The 21,049-nt window shown below is 64.5% G+C and carries 11 protein-coding genes; 7 read left to right on the forward strand and 4 right to left on the reverse strand.

Annotated features, from left to right (window positions below; all coding sequences use genetic code 11):
- Nucleotides 1–53: 53 nt before the first annotated feature.
- The 5 genes from smc (at nucleotide 54) to def (ending at nucleotide 9,145) form a co-directional block, all read left to right on the forward strand.
- Nucleotides 54–3,584 carry a chromosome segregation protein SMC gene (gene smc / locus HWE04_RS16495; protein ID WP_241813081.1) on the forward strand — a complete coding sequence of 1,177 codons (3,531 nt, stop codon included), beginning with the start codon at nucleotides 54–56 and terminating at the stop codon, nucleotides 3,582–3,584.
- A gap of 452 nt (nucleotides 3,585–4,036) precedes the next feature.
- Nucleotides 4,037–5,356, forward strand: coding sequence for a cell division protein ZipA C-terminal FtsZ-binding domain-containing protein (locus tag HWE04_RS16500; protein WP_241813083.1), 1,320 nt, complete (start codon nucleotides 4,037–4,039; stop codon nucleotides 5,354–5,356).
- Between the two features lie 23 nt (nucleotides 5,357–5,379).
- Nucleotides 5,380–7,506, forward strand: a complete 2,127-nt coding sequence (gene ligA, locus HWE04_RS16505; protein WP_241813084.1) for an NAD-dependent DNA ligase LigA — start codon at nucleotides 5,380–5,382, stop codon at nucleotides 7,504–7,506.
- A 119-nt stretch (nucleotides 7,507–7,625) separates the two neighbouring features.
- On the forward strand, nucleotides 7,626–8,516 hold the full coding sequence (gene galU, locus HWE04_RS16510) for a UTP--glucose-1-phosphate uridylyltransferase GalU (protein WP_039874777.1): 891 nt from the start codon (nucleotides 7,626–7,628) through the stop codon (nucleotides 8,514–8,516).
- A gap of 92 nt (nucleotides 8,517–8,608) precedes the next feature.
- Nucleotides 8,609–9,145, forward strand: coding sequence for a peptide deformylase (gene def / locus HWE04_RS16515; protein ID WP_241813086.1), 537 nt, complete (start codon nucleotides 8,609–8,611; stop codon nucleotides 9,143–9,145).
- Nucleotides 9,146–9,250: 105 nt separating this feature from the next.
- On the opposite strand, the gene cphA is transcribed toward def, so the two are convergent.
- Nucleotides 9,251–11,824, reverse strand: coding sequence for a cyanophycin synthetase (gene cphA / locus HWE04_RS16520; RefSeq protein WP_102662895.1), 2,574 nt, complete (start codon nucleotides 11,822–11,824; stop codon nucleotides 9,251–9,253).
- A gap of 75 nt (nucleotides 11,825–11,899) precedes the next feature.
- Nucleotides 11,900–14,098 carry a cyanophycin synthetase gene (locus HWE04_RS16525; RefSeq protein WP_241813087.1) on the reverse strand — a complete coding sequence of 733 codons (2,199 nt, stop codon included), beginning with the start codon at nucleotides 14,096–14,098 and terminating at the stop codon, nucleotides 11,900–11,902.
- A 661-nt stretch (nucleotides 14,099–14,759) separates the two neighbouring features.
- Between HWE04_RS16525 and HWE04_RS16530 the strand changes: the two genes are divergently transcribed.
- Nucleotides 14,760–17,036: a cyanophycin metabolism-associated ABC transporter gene (locus HWE04_RS16530; RefSeq protein WP_241813088.1), complete on the forward strand. Its 2,277-nt coding sequence runs from the start codon at nucleotides 14,760–14,762 to the stop codon at nucleotides 17,034–17,036.
- Between the two features lie 4 nt (nucleotides 17,037–17,040).
- Nucleotides 17,041–17,526, forward strand: coding sequence for a cyanophycin metabolism-associated DUF1854 family protein (locus HWE04_RS16535; protein WP_006462546.1), 486 nt, complete (start codon nucleotides 17,041–17,043; stop codon nucleotides 17,524–17,526).
- Nucleotides 17,527–17,610: 84 nt separating this feature from the next.
- On the opposite strand, the gene HWE04_RS16540 is transcribed toward HWE04_RS16535, so the two are convergent.
- Complete coding sequence (locus tag HWE04_RS16540; protein WP_039874775.1) at nucleotides 17,611–18,357, reverse strand: pseudouridine synthase; 747 nt, start codon at nucleotides 18,355–18,357, stop codon at nucleotides 17,611–17,613.
- Nucleotides 18,358–18,466: 109 nt separating this feature from the next.
- Nucleotides 18,467–21,019 (reverse strand): [protein-PII] uridylyltransferase, encoded by a 2,553-nt coding sequence (locus HWE04_RS16545; RefSeq protein WP_241813089.1) that lies wholly within the window; start codon nucleotides 21,017–21,019, stop codon nucleotides 18,467–18,469.
- Between the last annotated feature and the right edge of the window lie 30 nt (nucleotides 21,020–21,049).

Raw genomic sequence — 21,049 nt, forward strand, 5'->3', positions numbered from 1 at the left:
TTCCCGGAAGCAAAATTCCCGCTTTCCCTCAATTGTTCTAATTTGTCGATAACGTGCGTCTAACTTCCATCAAATTATCTGGATTCAAGTCCTTCGTCGAGCCTACGCATTTCCAGGTTCCGGGGCAGCTGGTAGGCGTGGTCGGACCCAACGGCTGCGGCAAATCCAACATCATCGACGCCGTGCGCTGGGTGCTGGGCGAGTCCAAGGCTTCGGAACTGCGCGGCGAGTCGATGCAGGACGTCATCTTCAACGGCTCCACCCACCGCAAGCCGGCCGGGCGCGCCTCGGTCGAACTGGTGTTCGACAATTCCGCCGGCAAGGCGGCCGGCCAATGGGGCCAATATGCCGAAATCGCCGTCAAGCGCACCCTGACCCGCGACGGCACCTCGTCCTACTACATCAACAACCAGTCGGTGCGTCGCCGCGACATCCAGGACATCTTCCTCGGTACCGGCCTGGGCCCGCGCGCCTACGCCATCATCGGCCAGGGCATGATCTCGCGCATCATCGAAGCGCGTCCCGAAGAGCTGCGCATCTTCCTGGAAGAAGCCGCCGGCGTCTCCAAGTACAAGGAGCGCCGCCGCGAGACCGAGAACCGCCTGCACGACACCACCGAAAACCTGACCCGCCTGGAAGACATCCTGCGCGAGCTCAACGCCAACCTGGAAAAGCTGGAAGCCCAGGCCGCCGTGGCCAAGAAATTCCACGAGCTGCAGAACGACCAGGAAGAAAAGCAGAAGCTGCTGTGGCTGCTGCGCAAGAACGAAGCCAAGGCCGAGCAGGAAAAGTTCTTCAAGGAAATCGAACGCGCCCAGATCGACCTGGAAGAGCAGACCGCCAAGCTGCGCCACGTCGAGACCGAACTGGAACACATGCGCCAGGCCCACTATGGCGCCGGCGATCGCCTGCACCAGGCGCAGGGCCATCTATACCAGACCAACTCCGAGATCGGCAGCCTGGAAGCGCAGATCAAGTTCGTCATCGAATCGCGCAACCGCCTGCAGGCCCAGTTGAACTCCCTGGGCGCGCAGCGTGACCAGTGGCAGCGCCAGGGCACGCAGCAGCAGGAAGAACTGGCCGAGGCCGAGATCCAGCTGGAAGAATTCGGCATGCGCGTGGAGCAGGCCCAGCACGCCGTGCAGGACACCAGCGACCGCCTGCCCTCGCTGGAAGCCGCCTGGCGCGAGTCACAACTGAAGACTACCGAATCGCGCGGCAAGATCATGCAGGTGCAGCAGCAGATCGAGCTGCAATCGACGCACCAGCGCAATGCCTCCAACATCCTCTCCGGCCTGGCGGTGCGCCGCGAGCGGCTGATGCAGGAAAAGAATGGCATGGCCCTGCCCGACGAGACGCACCTGTCCAACCTGCGCATGCAGCTGGAAGAGAAGCAGGCCTCGCTGGAAGAGGCCAGCATGTATCTCGAAGAGGCGCAGGAGCAGTTGCCGCGCCTGGAAGAAGAGCGCCGCACCGCCCAGGAACTGGTGAGCAAGGAAACCTCGGCCAACGCCCAGCTGGAAGCACGCCTGAGCGCCCTGAAGCAATTGCAGGAAAGCGTGCAGGCGCAAGGCAAGGTCCAGCCCTGGCTGGAAAAGCACGGCCTGGCCGAACTGCCGCGCCTGTGGCAGAAGCTGCACATCGAATCCGGCTGGGAAACCGCGCTGGAAGCGGTGCTGCGCGAGCGCATGTCGGCCCTGGAAATGTCCAACCTGGACTGGGCCAAGGCCTTCTTCAGCGATGCACCGCCGGCCAAGCTGGCGCTGTACGCCCCCAATGCCGGGCTGGCCCAGCCGGAAGCGCAGCCGGTCGCCGGCCTGAAGCCCTTCGTGGGCCTGCTGCAGCTGAACGATCCGGGCCTGCGCGCCCTGATGAACGACTGGCTCAACCACATCTACATCGCCGACGACACGGCTACCGCCTTTGCCGAACGTTCGAAGCTGCCGCTGGGTGGCCTCTTCGTGACCCGTCAGGGCCATGTGGTGAGCAATTCCAGCGTGCGCTTCTATGCCTCCGATTCCGAGCAGGACGGCATGCTGGCGCGCCAGCAGGAAATCGAGAACATCACCAAGCAGCAGCGCGCCCAGTCCATGCTGGCCGAGGAAGCCAAGGGCCGCGCCGTGCGCGCCGAGGCGGCCTTGTCGGGCGCCTCGCAGCGCCTGCAGGAACTGCGCCAGCGGGTCAACTCCCTGACCCAGTCGGCGCACAGCCTGCAGATCGAAGTGATGAAGCTGGCCGAGGTGCAGGAGCGCTTCAACCAGCGCAGCACCCAGATCGCCACCGACCTGGAAGAAATCGGCATGCAGGAAACCGAGCAGCAGCAGGTCCAGGCCGAATCCGAGGCGCGCTTCGAGGAACTCGATATCGAACTGGCCGAGCTGCAGGAGCAGCACGAAAACGGCCAGACCGATTACCTGAACAAGGAGCAGCAGCTCAACGACGCGCGGACCCGCCTGCGCGAACTGGAGCGTGCGGCCCAGGAGACCGAGTTCGCCGAGAAGTCGCATCGCAACAAGATCGAGGAATTGAAGCGCGGCATCGCCACCGCCCTGGAACAGGCGGCGCAATTGTTCGCCAGCATGCAGCAAGGCTCGCTGGAGCTGGAAAGCCTGGACGACCAGGCCGCCCAGGCCGGCCTGCAGGAGTTGCTGGACCGTCGCAGCGAGCAGGAACGCGCACTGGCCGATGCCCGTCACGAACTGGACCAGCTGTCCCAGCAATTGCGCTCGCATGAAGAAAGCCGCATGCAGGCCGAACGCAGCCTGCAGCCGCAGCGCGACCGCATCACCGAACTGCAGCTGAAGGAACAGGCCGCGCGCCTGAACCAGGAACAGTTCTCCGAAGCCCTGGCCCAGACCCAGGCCGACGAGGCCGCGCTGTCCGAGAAGCTGACCAGCGACATGCGCCCGTCCTACCTGCAAGGCGAAGTGACCCGCCTGACCAATGCCATCGCGGCACTGGGCGCGGTCAACCTGGCCGCGCTGGATGAACTGGCCACGGCTTCCGAACGCAAGCACTTCCTGGATGCGCAGCATGCCGACCTGAACGAAGCCATTACCACCCTGCAGGATGCGATCCACAAGATCGACATGGAAACCCGCGACCTGCTGCAAGACACCTTCGACAAGGTCAATCACCACTTCTCGGAGCTGTTCCCGGTGCTCTTCGGCGGTGGCCAGGCCAAGCTCATCATGACCGGCGACGAGATCCTGGATTCCGGCGTACAGGTCATGGCGCAGCCGCCGGGCAAGAAGAACGCCACCATCCACCTGCTCTCGGGTGGCGAGAAGGCACTGACGGCGACCGCACTGGTGTTTTCCATGTTCCAGCTGAACCCGGCGCCGTTCTGCTTGCTCGACGAGGTCGACGCGCCGCTGGACGATGCCAACACCGAACGCTTCGCCAACATGGTCAAGCGCATGTCCGACCATACCCAGTTCCTGTTCATCTCCCACAACAAGATCGCCATGGAAATGGCGCAGCAGCTGATCGGGGTGACCATGCAGGAGCAGGGCGTGTCGCGCATCGTGGCGGTGGACATGGAGTCGGCCGCCAACTTCTCCAGCGCCGAGCAGGCGGCCTGATGTCGGGTGCGGGATGCCTTTTGCTAGCAGTGCCAAGGTCTTTGTCGGCTTGACAAGCAGGGGGCGCGACCGTACCCTGAAAAACTTGTCGATCGGCCCGGTCCGGGCGTCTGCCCAGCCGGTGTCGGGTCGGCGCTGCGTTTGCCGCAGCGTTCGCAGTAGCTTCGATTCTCGGCCCCCACGGGCCATGGAAAATAACAATATCTTGACCGCGATCTTGCCGTACTCCTTCTGTCCGACGCGCCCGATGTCCGCCTGCCTGGCCGACGCCGATGGCGGCGCAGCAATGCCGAGCGTGGCAGCGACGGACGCGCATTTACCGGCGGCCGCGGTCGGCCTTCTTGGATTGATAGGATTCGGATTTCTTCGATGAGCAGCTTCTCCCAGCCGACCATGCCCTGCGGCGCCCATGATGGCGCCCCCCAGCCAGATAGCCTGAAAGGTCGTGCAGCATGATGATGGATCTCCAGACCAGCCTGATCATTCTCGGCGGCGTCTTCGTCGTCGGTGTCATCTCCTACAACAAATGGCAGGAACACAAGGCGCGCAAGACCGTCGAGCGCGCCTTCTCTTCGTCCCATGACGATGTGCTGATGTCGCCGGACGAGCCCTCGGCCATTGAACCGGTGTTCGCCGCGCCGCAGGGCGAGCGTGCCGCTGCCGGCTCCTCGGCCCTGGCCGAGGAAACGGCCGAGCGCACCGAGCCCTCCCTCTACGATATTCCCGAGCGCAAGCCCGTGCCGGCGCCGGTGAAGGCTTACCAGGACCAGGCCGAGTTCGAGCCGCGTGAACCCTTCCTGGGCGAGCCGCCGGCCGGCGAGCTGCCCCGCGTCGCCGACGAGGCGGTGCTGGGCGAGGCCCTGGCGCAAGCCCCGCAATCGACCGTGGCCCAGGTCATCGCCGGTGCCGAAGACCAGATCGAAGCCGCGCCCGCCTTCACGCCGCCGCCCGAAATGCAGGCGCGCCTGGCGCCGCGCCGCGAGCTACCGGTCGATGAACTCATCGACTGCAACATCCCCATCGCCCTGGACAACCCCCTGCGCGGCGACAAGCTGCTGCCGCTGCTGCAGAACCTGCGCCATGTCGGCAACAAGCCGGTGCACTTCATCGGCCGCACCGCCGAGGGCGACTGGGAAGCCGTGGCCCATGGCGGCATCTACACCGCGTTGCTGGCTGGTGCGCAGCTGGCCAACCGCAGCAATGCCCTCAACGAAATCGAATACTCGGAACTGGTCATGCGCCTGCGTGACCTGACCGATTCGCTCTCAGGCGAACCGGAACTGCCGGACATGCCCGACGTGATCCGTACCGCCCAGGCGCTGCACCAGTTCATCGCCGACCATGATGTCCAGCTGTCGGTGAATGTGCGCTCGCAAGGTGCGCCGTGGAGCCTGGCGACGCTGCTGGCGGCGCTGACCCGTCAGGGCTTCGACCGTCGCACCGAAGGCTTCCTGGTGATGCAGGACGGCGAGGGCGAAGTACTCTTTGCACTCTCCACCAATGCCACGCCGACCGACGAGACCACCGACCGCCTGACGCTGCTGCTGGATGTGCCGCGGGTGTCCCCGGCACGTGACGGCTATGGCGCCCTGGTGGCCTGCGCCCGTTCGCTGGCCCAGCGCCTGGGTGGCGTGATCGTCGACGACAGCGACCAGCCCCTTTCCGATGAAGCCCTGGCCGATATCGCCGAACAGGTCGCCGCCTTCTACAGCGCCATGGAATCGGCCGAGATCGCAGCCGGCTCCACCCGTGCCTTGCGCCTGTTCAGCTAAGGCCCCGTTCCTACTCCTCCACGATGCAAGCAGATCTGTTTTCCGCCGGCCGGCCCCCGCAAGGGGCGCCAGACTGGCTGGTGCGCGCCTTCGCGCTGCGCGCCGACCTGAATCGCCACAATCACAGCTACTACGTGCTGGACCAGCCGAGCATTCCGGATGCCGAATTTGACCGGCTGTTCCAGGAACTGCAGGCGCTGGAAACTGCCCACCCCGAACTGCTCACCCCGGACTCGCCCACCCAGCGCGTCGGGGCAGGCCCCTTGCCGCAATTCGAGCCGGTGCGCCATGAAGTGCCGATGCTGTCGCTGGGCAATGGCTTTTCCGATGAAGACATCGAAGCCTTCGATAAGCGGGTGCGCGACGGGCTGGAAAGCCTGCAGGAAGTGCGCTATGCCACCGAGCTGAAGTTCGACGGCCTGGCCATCAGCCTGCGTTACGAAAACGGCGTGCTGGTCCAGGCTGCCACGCGGGGCGACGGTACGACCGGCGAAAACGTCACCGCCAACATCCGCACAGTGCGCGCCATTCCCCTGCGCTTGCATGGCGAACAGGTGCCGCAGGTGATCGACGTACGCGGCGAAGTGCTGATGTACAAGAGCGATTTCGCCCGCCTGAACCAGCGCCAGCGCGATGCTGGGCAGAAGGAGTTTGCCAACCCCCGCAATGCCGCTGCCGGCAGCCTGCGCCAGCTGGATTCGCGCATCACCGCCCAGCGCACGCTGCGCTTCTTCGCCTATGGCATCGGCGTGCTGGAAGGTGCCGAGATGCCGGCTTCGCATTCGGCACTGCTGGACTGGTACCAGGAACTGGGCCTGCCGGTGTGCAAGGAGCGCGCCGTGGTCACGGGTGCGGCCGGGCTGCTGGATTTCTTCCGCGGCATCGGCGCCAAGCGCGACAGCCTGCCCTACGAGATCGACGGCGTGGTCTACAAGGTTGACCGGCTGGACCAGCAAAAATACCTGGGCTTTGTTTCGCGCGCGCCGCGCTTTGCGCTGGCCCATAAGTTCCCGGCGCAGGAAGCGCTGACGGTGGTGCAGGACATCGAGGTGCAGGTCGGTCGCACCGGTGCCATCACGCCGGTGGCGCGCCTCAATCCGGTCTTCGTGGGCGGCGTGACGGTCACCAATGCCACCCTGCATAACGAGGACGAGGTGCGCCGCAAGGACATCCAGATCGGCGACACCGTCATCGTGCGGCGTGCCGGCGACGTGATCCCGGAAGTGGTCGCCTATGTGCCCGAGAAGCGCCCGGCCGACGCCCGTGCCTTCGTCATGCCCACGGCCTGCCCGGTGTGCGGCTCGCCCATCGTGCGTGCGGAGGATGAGGCGGTGGCGCGTTGCTCCGGGGGCTGGCTCAAGTGTGCCGCCCAGCGCAAGGGCGGCCTGCAGCACTTCGCCTCGCGTCGCGCCATGGATATCGAAGGCCTGGGTGAGCAACTGGTGGAACAACTGGTTGATCGCAAGGTGGTCAACACCCCGGCTGACCTCTATCGGCTGGGCCTGTCGGCACTGTCCGAACTGGACCGCATGGCCGAGAAATCGGCACAGAACGTGCTGGACGCGCTGCAGAAGTCCAAGACCACCACGCTGGCGCGCTTCATCTATGCGCTGGGCATCCGCCACGTGGGCGAGGCCACAGCCAAGGAGCTGGCACGCCATTTCGGCGGCATCGACAAGCTTCTGGTGGCCAGCGAAGAGCAATTGCTGGAAGTGGCCGACATCGGCCCGGTGGTGGCCAGTTCGCTGCGCGCCTTCTTCAGTGATCCGCTCAACGTGGAACTGGTCGAGCAATTGCGTGCAGTCGGCGTACACTGGCCCGAAAGTGCGGGCGTGGAGGCCGGCGCCAAGCATCTGGCCGGCAAGACCTTCGTGTTGACCGGCAGCCTGCCCAACCTGTCGCGTGACCAGGCCTCGCAGTTGATTGAGGCGGCCGGCGGCAAGGTGTCGGGCTCGGTGTCCAAGAAGACCAGCTACGTGGTGGCCGGCGCCGACGCAGGCAGCAAGCTGGCCAAGGCCGAAGAGCTGGGGCTGACCATCCTGGACGAGGACGCTCTGAAGGCACTGTGTGCAGGCGAGGGTGGTGCGGGCGATGCGGACAGTGAAGGCGGCGACGCTGACAACGCTGACAACGCTGACAACCCGGCGTAATTACCTTGTCTTTTTATTCATATACAATGCGCCACCATGACATTCCCGTTCAGTCGGGGCTGCTCTGCCAAAGCAGACGATAACGCACTACCAAGACCTATTCCTACCTCGGAGTCATGATGATCAAGAAGATCAAGAAAGCAGTCTTTCCCGTCGCCGGTCTCGGCAGCCGCTTCCTGCCCGCCACCAAGGCACAGCCCAAGGAAATGCTGCCCATCGTCGACAAGCCGCTGATCCATTACGCTGTCGAAGAGGCGGTGGCCGCCGGCATCACCGAGATGGTGTTCATCACTGGCCGCAACAAGCGCGCCATCGAAGACCACTTCGACAAGGCCTATGAGCTGGAAAGCGAACTGGAAGCGGCCGGCAAGAAGAAGCTGCTGGAAATCGTCCAGAACGTGGTACCCAAGAACGTCAATTGCATCTTCATCCGCCAGTCCGAACCACTGGGCCTGGGCCACGCCGTGCTGTGCGCCCGTCCGGTGGTGGGCGAGGAACCTTTCGCCATCCTGCTGGCCGACGACTTCATGGATACCGACGACGGTGTCAAGCCGGTGCTGGCGCAGATGACCGACATCTATGCCCGCGAAGGCATGAGCATGCTGGCCGTGCAGGAAGTGCCCAAGAGCGATACCCGCCAATACGGTATCGTCAGTGCCACGCCTTACCAGCCCGATCTGGAACGCATCAACGCCATCGTCGAGAAGCCGGCGCCGGAAGAGGCACCGTCCACGCTGGCGGTGGTGGGTCGCTATGTGCTCAACAGCCGCATCTTTCACTACCTGGAAAACATCCCCCGCGGTGCCGGCGGCGAAATCCAGCTGACCGACGGCATCGCCAAGCTGATGCAGGCCGAGTCGGTTCTGGCCTATCGTTACCAAGGGCAGCGTTATGATTGCGGTTCCAAGCTGGGTTACCTGAAGGCCATGGTGGCCATGGGCCTGAAGCACCCGGAAACCGGCCCGGCCTTTTCCGAGTACCTGCAGGAAGTGGCGAACAAGCAGCGCTGAAGATGAGCTCGCATGGCGGGACCATGATGATGCCTTGATGTGCTCACACCCTGACGCCCGGCCCGACCGGGCGTCTTTCATGGAGAAAATGAATGGCGATACGCGAGATTCTCAAGATGGGCGACCCACGCCTGCTGCGCCAGGCGCAGCCGGTGACCGAGTTCGGCACGCCCGAGCTGGCGCGGCTGGTCGATGACATGTTCGAGACCATGCGCGCCGTCAACGGTGCGGGACTGGCGGCGCCCCAGATCGGTATCGATCTGCAGCTGGTGATCTTCGGCTTCGGCCACAACCAGCGCTATCCGGACGCCCCGGCCGTGCCCGAGACGGTACTGATCAACCCCATCCTGACGCCCCTGTCCGACCAGGAAGAGGAGGGCTGGGAGGGCTGCCTGTCGGTGCCCGGCATGCGCGGCGTGGTACCGCGCTGGAGCCGTCTGCGCTACCAAGGCGTGGACCAGAACGGCAAGCTGATCGACCGCACCGTGGAGGGTTTCCACGCCCGCGTGGTGCAACACGAGTGCGACCATCTGCAGGGCATCCTGTACCCGATGCGCATTCGCGACTTCCGCCAGTTCGGCTTTACCGAAGTGCTGTTCCCCGAGCTTGACCCCAATCAGGACGACTGAGTCCCGGCCTTGCGCTTGAGGCAGTCGTAAAAAAAGCATCCCGGCACGGCGCCGGGATGCTTTTTCGCCTTTTACATCACCCGCCAGGCGGGTGTACGGTCGTGGTCAGTGGCTTTCCTTCACGCGGGCGTCGATGTGCGCCAGCGCCTCTTCCACCTGGTCGATCAGGATCAGGCACAGGTCACCCGGTTGCAGCGACGCCAGGGCGGTATCGATGGCGATGAATTCGCCGTCGATTTCCTTGATGTCGCTGGTGCGGCTGGCCTTTTCCAGACCCTGGCGCAGCAGGGCGATTACTTCTCCATCTTCACGGCCGCGCTGGCACTGGTCCTGATACAGCACCACCTCGTCGAAGGCATCGCCCAGCAGTTCGGTCTGGCGGGTGATGTCGACATCGCGCCGGTCACCGGCACCGCTGATGACCACCGAACGGCGCTTGGCGGGCATGCTGTCGACAGCCTTGATCAGGGCCTGGATGGCGTCCGGATTGTGGCCGTAGTCGGCGATCAGGGTGGCGCCCTTGTAATCGAACAGATTGAAGCGGCCCGGTGCGGTGCCGCTGTCGCTGATGAAGCTGGCCAGGGCGCCGGTGATCTGCTCCCAGTCCAGGTTCAGGGCCCATGCCGCGCCGACCGAAGCCATCACGTTCTCGACCTGGAAGCCGATGGCGCCGGCACGGGTCAGGGGGATGCCGGCGAGCTTCAGGCGTTTTTCGAAGCTGCCCTGGGCGGCCACGATGGCGTCGCCATCGCGATAGACGATGCGATGGCCCTGGGCGCGATGGGTGGCCATGATGGGGTGGCTGGGATCGAGCGCGAAGAAGGTCACCGAACCGGGGCAGGAGGCCGCCATCTTGGCCACCATCGGATCGGCTGCATTGAGCACGGCCGTGCCGGTCGGTGCGACGTTCTCGACGATGACGCGCTTGACCACGGCCAGGTCTTCCACGGTGCTGATGTAGGACAGGCCCAGGTGGTCGCCCATGCCGATGTTGGTGACCACGGCCACGGCACAGCGATCAAAGCCCAGGCCTTCACGCAGTACGCCGCCACGTGCGGTTTCCAGCACGGCCGCATCGACTTCCGGGTGGAACAGCACGTTGCGGGCGCTGCGCGGGCCGCTGCAGTCGCCGGTGTCGGTACGCAGGCCGTCGATATAGACGCCATCGGTATTGGTCATGCCCACGCGCAGGCCGGTCTTGGCCAGCAGATGGGTGATCAGGCGCACGGTGGTGGTCTTGCCGTTGGTACCAGCCACGGCCACCACGGGGATGCGACCATCGTCGCCATCGTCGTACATGGTCGAGACGATGGCTTCACCGACATCGCGCGCCTTGCCGTAGGAGGGCGAGAGATGCATGCGCAGGCCTGGCGCGGCATTGACTTCGACGATGCCGCCGCCTTGCTCTTCCAGCGACATGTGTACCGAGTTGCAGACCACGTCCACGCCGCAGATGTCCAGCCCCACCATCTGGGCCGCCGCAATGGCGCGTGCCGCCACGTCGGGATGGACGTCGTCGGTGACATCGGTGGCAGTGCCGCCGGTGGACAGGTTGGCGTTGTTGCGCAGGACCACGCGTACTCCCTGGGCGGGGATGGATTCGGGTTCCAGGTTCTGGCCCGACAGCACCAGCAGGGCGATGTCGTCCAGGCGGATCTTGGTCAGCGAGGTGGCGTGGCCATCGCCGCGCAGCGGGTCGGCGTTGACCTGGTCGATCAGCTGGCGGATGGTGTGCACGCCATCGCCGATGACTTGCGGCGGGTCGCGGCGGGCGGCCGCCACCAGGGTCTTGCCGATCACCAGCAGGCGGAAGTCGTGGCCGGGCAGGTAGCGCTCGACGATCACTTCATCGCTGATCAGGGCGGCGTTGTTGAAGGCGCGGGTGATCTGTTCCGGGGTGCTGATGTTGACCGCCACACCCTTGCCCTGGTTGCCGTCCAGCGGTTTGATGACCACGGCCGAACCGATTTCCTCGGCCGCCTTGAGCGCGTCTTCGGCCGTGGTGACCACGCGGCCGTTGGGCACCGGCACACCAGCGGCGTGCAGCAGCATCTTGGTCAGATCCTTGTCCTGAGCGATGGATTCGGCAATGGCGCTGGTGTTGCTGGTCTCGGCGGCCTGGATGCGCTTCTGACGGCTGCCCCAGCCGAACTGCACCATGCTGCCCTGGGTCAGGCGGCGATAGGGAATGCCACGCTTGATGGCGGCATTGACGATGGAGCCGGTGGAGGGCCCCAGGCGGACATCTTCGTCCAGCTCGCGGATGCGGGTAAGCGCGGCGGTCAGGTCGAAGGGCGCATCAGCCTGGGCTGCCTGCACCAGTTCCAGCGCCAGGTCGAAGGCCAGGCGGCCGACTTCCTCTTCGCTGTATTCCACCACCACCTGGTAGATGCCGGTCTCGACGGTGGACACCGTGCGGCTGAAGGTCACCGGACAGCCGGCCTGCGATTGCAGCGCCAGGGCTGCGGCAGCCAGCGCGTGGGCCATCGACACCACCTGCTTGCCGCCGTCGGGTTCGAGGAAGCCGATTTGCGGGAAGCGGGCGCGCAGGCGCAGTTCGAAGCCGGGCATGTCGTCGATGACGCGCTCGTGTTCCGGGCAGGAAACGATGGCTTCGATGGCAGTGTGTCTGCTCCAGAGATTGGGGCCGCGCAGGGCGCGAATGCGGGATACGTCCATGGACAAGTTTTCCTAGGTGTCTCTTGATCTTGAATCTGTCTGTCTTGCAGTGCGGATGCAGTCCAAGCCGATGGCTCAGGCCACCTGGCTCTTGAACTTCAGGCCTTGCTCTTCGGCCCGTTCGGTACCGAAGAGCTCGATGCCGGCGCGGATGACCTCGGGGCTGATACCCAGCGCCCAGGCTGCGCCCACGGCGGCCAGCACGTTCTCGACCTGGTAGGCGACGGCGCCGTTTTCGGTCAGCGGAATGGCATCCACCGAGCTGACCTTGCATTCGCGTTCACCGTCGGCCTGGATCAGGTCGCCATCGCGCAGGAACACGGCGCGGCCACCTTCCTTCAGATGGCCGACCAGCAGTTCGGAGGCCGGGTCGGTGCCGAAGAAGATCACCTCGCCATCGCACAGCTGGGCCATGTCCGCCACCAGCGGGTCGTCGGCATTGAGCACGGCCGCGCCATCGGGTAACACCAGGTCCACCTGGGTGCGCTTGACCTTGGTGGCGATCTGTTCGGCGTTCTCGATGTAGAACTCGGGCAGGCTGTCGTCGGGGTCGATGTTGGCGACCACGCCCACCAGGCAGCGGTCATAGGCCAGGCCTTCGGCCAGGATGGAGGCGCTGCCGTTCTCGAACACGGCGGCTTCCACCGCACGGTTCAACAGCACGCGGTGAGCTGCGTCCCAGTTGGCGCGGTTGCCACGCTCGATCTGGCGTTCACCGAAGTACAGGCCATCGCCGCAGGCCAGGCCCACATGCTTGCCCGAGAGGTGCACGATGCGCGCGATCAGGCGCGAGATGGTGGTCTTGCCGTGGGTGCCGGTGACGCCGACGATGGGGATGCGACCGTTTTCTTCCGGGCCGAACAGGTTGTCGATGATGGCTTCGCCGACCGGACGCGGCTTGCCGTCGGAGGGCTTCAAGTGCATCAGCAGGCCGGGGCCGGCGTTGACCTCGACGATGGCACCGCCCTGGTCGGCCAGCGGGCGCGAGATGTCTTCGGCCACGATGTCCACGCCGGCGATGTCAAGGCCGACGATGCGGGCGGCCAGCGAGGCGGCGGCGGCCACGCTGGGGTGGACCAGATCGGTGATGTCGGAAGAGACGTTGCCGTTGCGCAGCAGCAGGATGCGGCGGCCGGCGGCGGGGACCGATTCGGTGGTCAGGCCCTGGCGTTGCAGTTCCAGCGCGGCGGCCGGTTCGCGTTCCAGCAGCACCGGGTCCAGCAGGTGTTCTTCCAGCAGGCCACGACGCGGGTCGCGGTTCAGCTCGTCCAGCAGGTCCTGGACGGTGGACTTGCCATCGCCGACGATGAAGATGGGTTCGCCACGGGCGGCGGCGGCCAGCTTGCCACCAACGATCAGCAGGCGGTGTTCCAGGCCCGGCACGAAGCGTTCGACCAGCACGCCGCTGCCTTCTTCCAGCGCGACCTTGTAGGCGGTTTCGATTTCTTCGCGGGTATTGAGGTCAATGAAGACGCCGCGGCCATGGTTGGCGTCGCAGGGCTTGACCACCACCGGCAGGCCGATGTCCTGGGCGGCCTCCCAGGCGTCTTCCGGGCTTTCCACCAGACTACCTTCAGGGACCGGCACGCCGCAGGTTTCCAGCAGCGACTTGGTCAGATCCTTGTCGCGTGAAATGCCTTCGGCAATGGCGCTGGTCTGGTCTGATTCTGCGGTCCAGATGCGACGCGACTTGCAGCCGTGGCCCAGTTGCACCAGGTTGCCTTCGGACAGGCGGATGGTGGGGATGCGGCGCTCGTCGGCGGCGTCCACGATGCAGGCCGTGCTGGGACCCAGGCACAGGCGGTCGACCATGCGGCGCAGCTTGGAGAGGGTGCCGTCGAGGTCGTAGGGACGGTCTTCGATGGCGGCCATCACCAGATCGCGGGCGGCAAAGAGGGCGGCGCGGGTGACGGTCTCATGGCGGGCGCGCACCACCACCTTGTAGACGCCGCGCACATTGGTTTCGCGGGCCTTGCCGAAGCCGCCGGGCAGGCCGGCCAGGTTCTGCAGTTCCAGGGTGACGTGTTCCAGGATGTGACCGGGCCAGGTGCCCTCGTGCAGGCGACGCACGAAGCCGCCGCGCTCTTCATAGCTGCAGCGGTGTTCGATCAGGGTCGGCAGCCAGGTGGTCAGGCGGTCCGGGAAGCCGGGAATGGTGTTGGAGGGGCAGTCTTCCAGTTCGCCGATATCGATCCACACTTCGAGAGCGGAACGGTAAGTCCAGATGTTCGGACCCTTGAGGTTCAGGAAACGGAGGAATTCGATATTTTTCATGTGTGGTTGGTGTGCCGCTGTGTTGGCCTAAGCCTGGATTGCCGAAGCTGCTGAAATTCTGAAATGCTGGAGCTTGTCCGTTTTGCCCATGCTGCCTGTACTGCAGATGCATTTGTCGCCGCCCTCAGATGAAGCCCGGCGCAGACCGGTCAGCACTCTGTCAGAATAACGCATGGTTCACTAACGCGCAGGGCGGCGTTTGGTTTACTGGATACGACAGAACGACCCCGGATTTTCTTGTCGGGAAGAACGCTGGCGGCCTGGCCCCGATCCGGGAGACCGCTCAAATGGGCGCAGAAAGGGCATAAAAGTCATCTGTAGGCTGATGCTGGGGGATGGGAAGTGAACGATATTGTCGCAGACTGTTTCTCCCCGTGGCACGCCCGGCGCAAAAAACGCGGTGTTCAGGCGCTCCCGGCATTCGCATTTGGCGGGAAAATTGCGCTGAATCTCTGCTCTGGTGCACCGTTTTGCCGGTTCTCGCGTTATCGGGTGAAGCTTGTCGCCTATCCGGGGTGCGCGACGCAGGCAGGGGCTGCGGGGCGCTGCGCTATAATCGCGCGCTGCTCGCCGCTGAGGCGTTGCAAGCGGTCCGGCGAGACCTGCTCATCCATAAAACAATAGCCAAACTGCTCACTTCGGGCCTCAACGTTGCCGTTACATGACTACTGACTCACATCCTTCCGCGACCGCCAGCCTGCCCGAGCGCTGGCAAACGGAAACTGCTGCCCGCCTGGCGCCCGGCGAAGCCGTGCTGGCCTGGCTGGAGCTGGACCTGGACGCCCAGTTGCAATTCTCCCGCTCTTTGGTGCTGGCGACCGAACGCCGCCTGCTCTCCAGCTCTGCCGACGGTCGCGTCTGGCAGGAATGGACCTACGGGCCCGATCTGCAAATGAAGCACCACGACCACGCCGGCGTGGGCACGCTGGAACTGTGCGACGGCACCGGCCGCCTGGCGGCCTGGCGCTACACGCTGGCGCAGAACCCGCAGGCGCTGCGCCTGATCAAGTTGTTCGAGCAGCAACGCGACCTGCTGGCCTCGGGCGTGCAGGTCGAGGAAGAGGGCGACGTCTGCCCGACCTGCAAGGCGGTCCTGCCGGAAGGCCAGGAAACCTGTGCCATCTGCCCCGAGACCAAGGAGGCGCCGCCGTCCACCTGGGCGCTGTTCCGCCTGTCGCGCTTTGCCAAGCCCTACAAGGGGTCGCTGCTGCTGGGCTTCCTGCTGACGCTGGCCTCGACGGCGGCGACGCTGGTGCCGCCCTACATGACCATGCCGCTGATGGACAATGTGCTGATCCCGTTCCAGAACGGCACGCCCATCGATACCCATCTGGCCACGCTCTATCTGTCGGGCCTGCTGGGCGCGGCGCTGCTGGCCTGGGGCCTGGGCTGGGCACGGACCTATATCCTGGCGCTGGTGTCCGAGCGCATCGGGGCCGACCTGCGCACCACCACCTATGCGCACCTGCTGCGGCTGTCGCAGGAATATTTCGGCGGCAAGCGGACCGGTGACCTGATGGCCCGCATCGGCTCCGAGACCGACCGCATCTGCGTCTTCCTTTCGCTGCACCTGCTGGACTTCGCCATCGATGTGCTGATGATCATCATGACGGCGGCCATCCTGATCTCCATCAATCCCTGGCTGGCGCTGGTGACTTTGTTGCCGCTGCCTTTCATCGCGTGGATGATCCATGTGGTGCGCGACCGCCTGCGCCACGGCTTCGAGAAGATCGACCGCATCTGGTCTGAGGTGACCAACGTGCTGGCCGATACCATCCCCGGCATCCGCGTGGTCAAGGCCTTCGCCCAGGAAAAGCGCGAAGTGGCCCGTTTTCGTGAGGCCAACCGCCACAACCTGATGGTCAATGACCGGGTCAACAAGATATGGTCGCTGTTTACGCCGACCGTCACCTTCCTGACCGAAGTGGGCCTGCTGGTGGTATGGGTGTTCGGTATCTGGCAGGTCTCCAGCAACCAGATCACGGTGGGTGTGCTGACGGCCTTCCTGGCCTACATCAGCCGCTTCTACACGCGCCTGGATTCGATGAGCCGCATCGTGTCGGTGACCCAGAAGGCGGCCGCCGGCGCCAAGCGCATCTTCGACATCCTGGATCACGTCTCCAGCGTGCCGGAACCGGCCAACCCGGTGCACCTGGAGAAGGTGCAGGGTGCCATCGAAGTGCGCAATATCGGCTTCCGCTACGGCAACCGCGCCGTGATCCGCAACATGAGCCTGTCGATTGCTCCGGGCGAGATGATCGGCCTGGTCGGACACAGCGGTTCGGGCAAGTCGACCATGGTGAACCTGATCTGCCGCTTCTACGATGTCTCCGAAGGGGCGATCCGCATCGATGGCGTGGACATCCGTTCGCTGCCGATTTCCGAATACCGCCGTAACATCGGGCTGGTGCTGCAGGAGCCTTTCCTGTTCTTCGGCACGATTGCCGAGAACATCGCTTACGGCAAGCCCGAGGCCACCCGCGAGGAAATCATCGCTGCGGCCCGTGCCGCCCATGCCCACGAATTCATCCTGCGCCTGCCGCAGGGTTACGACTCGCTGGTCGGCGAACGCGGGCAGGCGCTGTCGGGCGGCGAGCGCCAGCGCATCTCGATTGCGCGGGCGCTGCTGATCGATCCGCGCATCCTGATCCTGGATGAGGCCACTTCCTCGGTCGATACCACCACCGAAAAGGAAATCCAGAAAGCCCTGGACAACCTGGTGCAGGGCCGGACCACGATCGCCATTGCCCACCGCCTGTCCACGCTGCGCAAGGCCGACCGTCTGGTGGTGCTGGATCGCGGCCAGGTGGTCGAGGTCGGCAACCATGAAGAACTGATGGCCCGCGAAGGGCATTACTACAAGCTCTATCAGGCACAGGCGCGCAACCCGGACGGGGATGCCGAGGTGTCGGTGAGCGACGATGAGAAGGGCGATTGAAGCCATGACGACCACCACTATTGCCCAGCCGTCCTGGCAACTGCAACGCAACAGCTTCGGCCGCCTGGTGCTCACCGATGTCGATGGTGTGGCCCATGAGAATGTGATTCCGGTGCGAGCCTTTCCCGTCTCCGCGCCGGATCACGGGCTGTCGCTGGTCAGCAGCGATGGCCATGAACTGGCCTGGATCGATACGCTGGATGAGCTCGCCGGAAACGCGCGCAAGCTGATCGAGGAAGAGCTGGCCAGCCGCGAATTCATGCCCGAGATCGAGCGTATCGTCAGTGTCTCGACCTTCGCCACGCCCAGCGACTGGACCGTACAGACCACCCGTGGCACCACGACCTTCACCCTCAAGGGGGAGGAGGATATCCGTCGCCTGGCGGCACCGGCGCTGTTGATTGCCGACAGCCATGGCATCCAGTTCCTGATCCGCGACCAGAAGGCGCTGGACAAGCATAGTCGCAAGATCCTGGATCGTTTCCTCTGATCCTTTTCCCTGTTTTGCTGGAAAAAGCAACGGCCCTGATGTTGAGTCAGGGCCGTTCTCGTTTGCGGGTAGTGATCTGAACTTCTAGAACTTTTCGTCAGGCCGCAGGTAGCGCCATTGCCCCACCGGCAGGTCGCCCAGCTTGACGCCGCCGATGCGCACGCGTTTCAGGCCGATCACCTTCAGTCCCACCATGTCGCACATGCGGCGGATCTGGCGCTTCTTGCCTTCGCGCAGGGTGAAGCGCAACTGGTCTTCGTTCTGCCAGGCCACCTTGGCCGGACGCAGCGGCTTGCCGTCCATGATCAGGCCGTGGTTCAGGCGCTTGAGATCGGATTCGGGAAGCTTGCCGGGGCGGGTGTATTGCACCCGCACCAGATATTCCTTGTCGACCGCCGAATCTTCGCCGATCAGTTGCTTGGCGATGCGGCCATCCTGGGTCAGTACCAGCAGGCCGACCGAGTCGATGTCCAGTCGCCCGGCCGGTACCAGGCTCTTCAGCTGGCGCGGATGGTAGCGCATGTCGGTCTGGTCTTCGACCCAGCGGGATTGCTCGTTGACCAGCACCACGGCGGGCTTGTAGCCGTCCTCGGCCTGGCCGCTGACATAGCCCATGGGCTTGTTGAGCAGGATGGTCACGCGCTGTGCCTGTTCGGCGCTGGCCTGGCGTTCCACGGTCACCTTCTGGTGCGGCAACACCTTGCTGCCCAGCACCGATACCACCACGCCATCGACCCGCACCCAGCCCTTTTCTATCCATTCGTCGGCCTCGCGGCGCGAGCACAGGCCGAGTTCGGACATGCGTTTGGAAAGTCGTACGGGTTCAGTCATGGGAATTGCCTTGCGAAAAACGGGGAGCCGGCCAGCGGCGAGGGTGAGATTGTAAGGCCGGCAGGGCCGGCGCGCCAGACTGGCGGCGGCCCTGCCGGTACCGGCGAGGTCAGATGCGCAGGGTCTGCAGGAGTTCGGTTTCCAGCAGGATCTGGTTGCGCGGCTGGGACAGCCCGGGGCCGTCGATCAGGAACACGTCTTCCACCCGCTCGCCCAGGGTCATCACCTTGGCGGTGTGCAGGTTGATCCGGTACTTGGCCAGGACGTTGGAGATCGAATACAGCAGGCCGGCGCGGTCATTGGCCGAGACCGACAGCAGGTAGTACTGGCCGCGTTCGTCCGGGCGCAGGTCCACCGATGGATTGACCGGGAAGGTGCGCGACAGCCGCGACAGGCGGGCCTTGGATGGCGGCGGCAACGGCTGGTCCGACTGCAGCAGGGCGCCCAGTTCGTGTTCGATCAGGTTGATGATGTCGCGGTAGTTCTTGGCGAACACCGGGGCATTGATCAGGAAGGCATCCAGTGCGTAGTTGTTGCGGGTGGTGTGGATCTTGGCATCGAAGATGCTGAAGCTTTTTTCATCGAAATAGCTGCAGATGCGCGCGAACAGGTCGGGGCGGTCGGGCGTGTAGACCGCCACCTGCACGCCTTCGCCGATGGGCGCCAGGCGGCAGCGCACCAGCGGCACCCCGGTATCGACCTTGTCGTAGAAACAGCGCGTCTGCCAGGCGATGTCGGAGGCGTCGTGGCGCAGGAAGTAGGCCACATCCAGCTGCTTCCAGAGCTGTTCGTGGGCGTCGGCCGGCAGACCATAGAGGCGCAGCGTCTTGATGGCTTCCTGCTGGGTGTTCTTGAGCTCGCGGTCGGCCGAGGGTGCTTCGCCGCCCAGCACGCGCAGGGTCATGCGGTAGAGGTCTTCCAGCAGCTTGCCCTTCCAGGCGTTCCATACCTTCGGGCTGGTGCCGCGGATGTCGGCCACGGTCAGCAGGTAGAGTGCGGTCAGGTGGCGTTCGTCCTTGACCAGCTGGGCGAAGGCGGTGATGACGTCGGGGTCGGACATGTCCTGCTTCTGCGCCACATGCGACATGGCCAGGTGCTGTTCGACCAGGAACACGATGAGCTCGGTATTCTCTTCGGAGATGCCATGCTGCAGGCAGAAGGCCCGCGCATCGGCCATGCCCAGCTTGGAGTGATCACCGCCGCGCCCCTTGGCGATGTCGTGGAACAGGGCGGCGACGTACAGCACCCAGGGCTGGCCGAAGTTGGCCATCAGCTGGCTGCAGAAGGGGTATTCGTGGGCATGCTCGCTCATGGTGAAGCGGCGTACGTTGCGCACTACCATCAGGATGTGCTGATCCACCGTGTAGACGTGGAACAGGTCGTGCTGCATCTGTCCGACGATCTGGCGGAAATTGGGCAGGTAGCGACCCAGCACGCTGGTTGCGTTCATTCCGCGCAGGGCATGGGTGATGCCGCGCTTGCTCTGGATGATCTGCATGAACAGCCGATGGTTGTGCGGATCGTTGCGGAAGGCATTGTCGATCTTGAAGCGCGCATGCCACAGCGCGCGCATGGTGCGGGCCGACATGTCCTTGAGCTCGGGATGCTCGGAAAGCACCAGGAACACCTCCAGCATGGCCGAGGGAGTGTCTTCGAAGACCTTGTCGTGGGCGATGTCGAGGAAGCCGTTGACCTCATTGAAGCGCTCGTTGATCTGGCGTGGCACCGCCTGCTGCGGGAACAGGTGGGCTTCGATGTTCTGCAGCAGGATGGTGTTCAACTGGGTCACCGCCTTGGCGGCCCAGTAGTAGCGCTGCATCAGGTATTCGCTGGCGCGGCGGGTATCGGTGGTCTTGAAGCCGAAGGTTTCGGCCAGTTGCGTCTGGATGTCGAACACCAGCCGGTCTTCGCGGCGGTCGGTGAGGATGTGCAGACGGATGCGGATGTCCTTGAAGGCGCGTTCCTTCTGGCGCAATTGCCGTGCCTCGGTAGAGGTCAGCATGCCGTGCTCGGCCAGTTCGCCCCAGGAATTGCCCAGGCCGGCCGCCTTGGCCACCCACAGGATCACCTGCAGGTCGCGCAGCCCGCCGGGGCTTTCCTTGCAGTTGGGTTCCAGGCTGTAGGGGGTATCTTCATATTTCACGTGGCGCTGGCGCATTTCCAGGGTCTTGGCCTGGAAGAAGGCCAGCGGGTCGAGCGCGGCGTGGTAGCGCTCCTGCAGGCGCTTGAAGAGGGCCCGGTTGCCGGTGACCAGACGGGCTTCCAGCAGGCTGGTCTGGACCGTGATGTCGGCCGCCGATTCGTCCAGGCATTCGTCGATGGTGCGGATGCTGTGGCCGATTTCCAGGCCGATGTCCCAGAACAGTTGCACCAGCGATTCCAGCTTTTCCTTCTTGGCGGCGTCCGGTGCCTGGTCCAGCAGGATCAGTACATCCACGTCCGAATGCGGGAACAGTTCGCCACGGCCATAGCCGCCCACGGCCACCAGCGCGGCATTGCCGGACATGCCCAGTTCTTCCCAGGCCTTGGTCAGCGCTTCATCGACATTGCGGCGCAATTGCGCCAGCAGTTGCTCGGTCTTGTGATTGGACTGGAACACATCGATGGCTTGCTGGCGCGCGGCCTTGAGCTGTTTCTTGAGCGTGATGGCGAGAGTGGGCATCGGTGGATTCGATCAAAGGAGGCAGGGCGC

The organism is Herbaspirillum sp. C7C2, from assembly GCF_022627865.1.
GTDB classification, from domain to species: Bacteria; Pseudomonadota; Gammaproteobacteria; order Burkholderiales; family Burkholderiaceae_D; genus Herbaspirillum; species Herbaspirillum frisingense.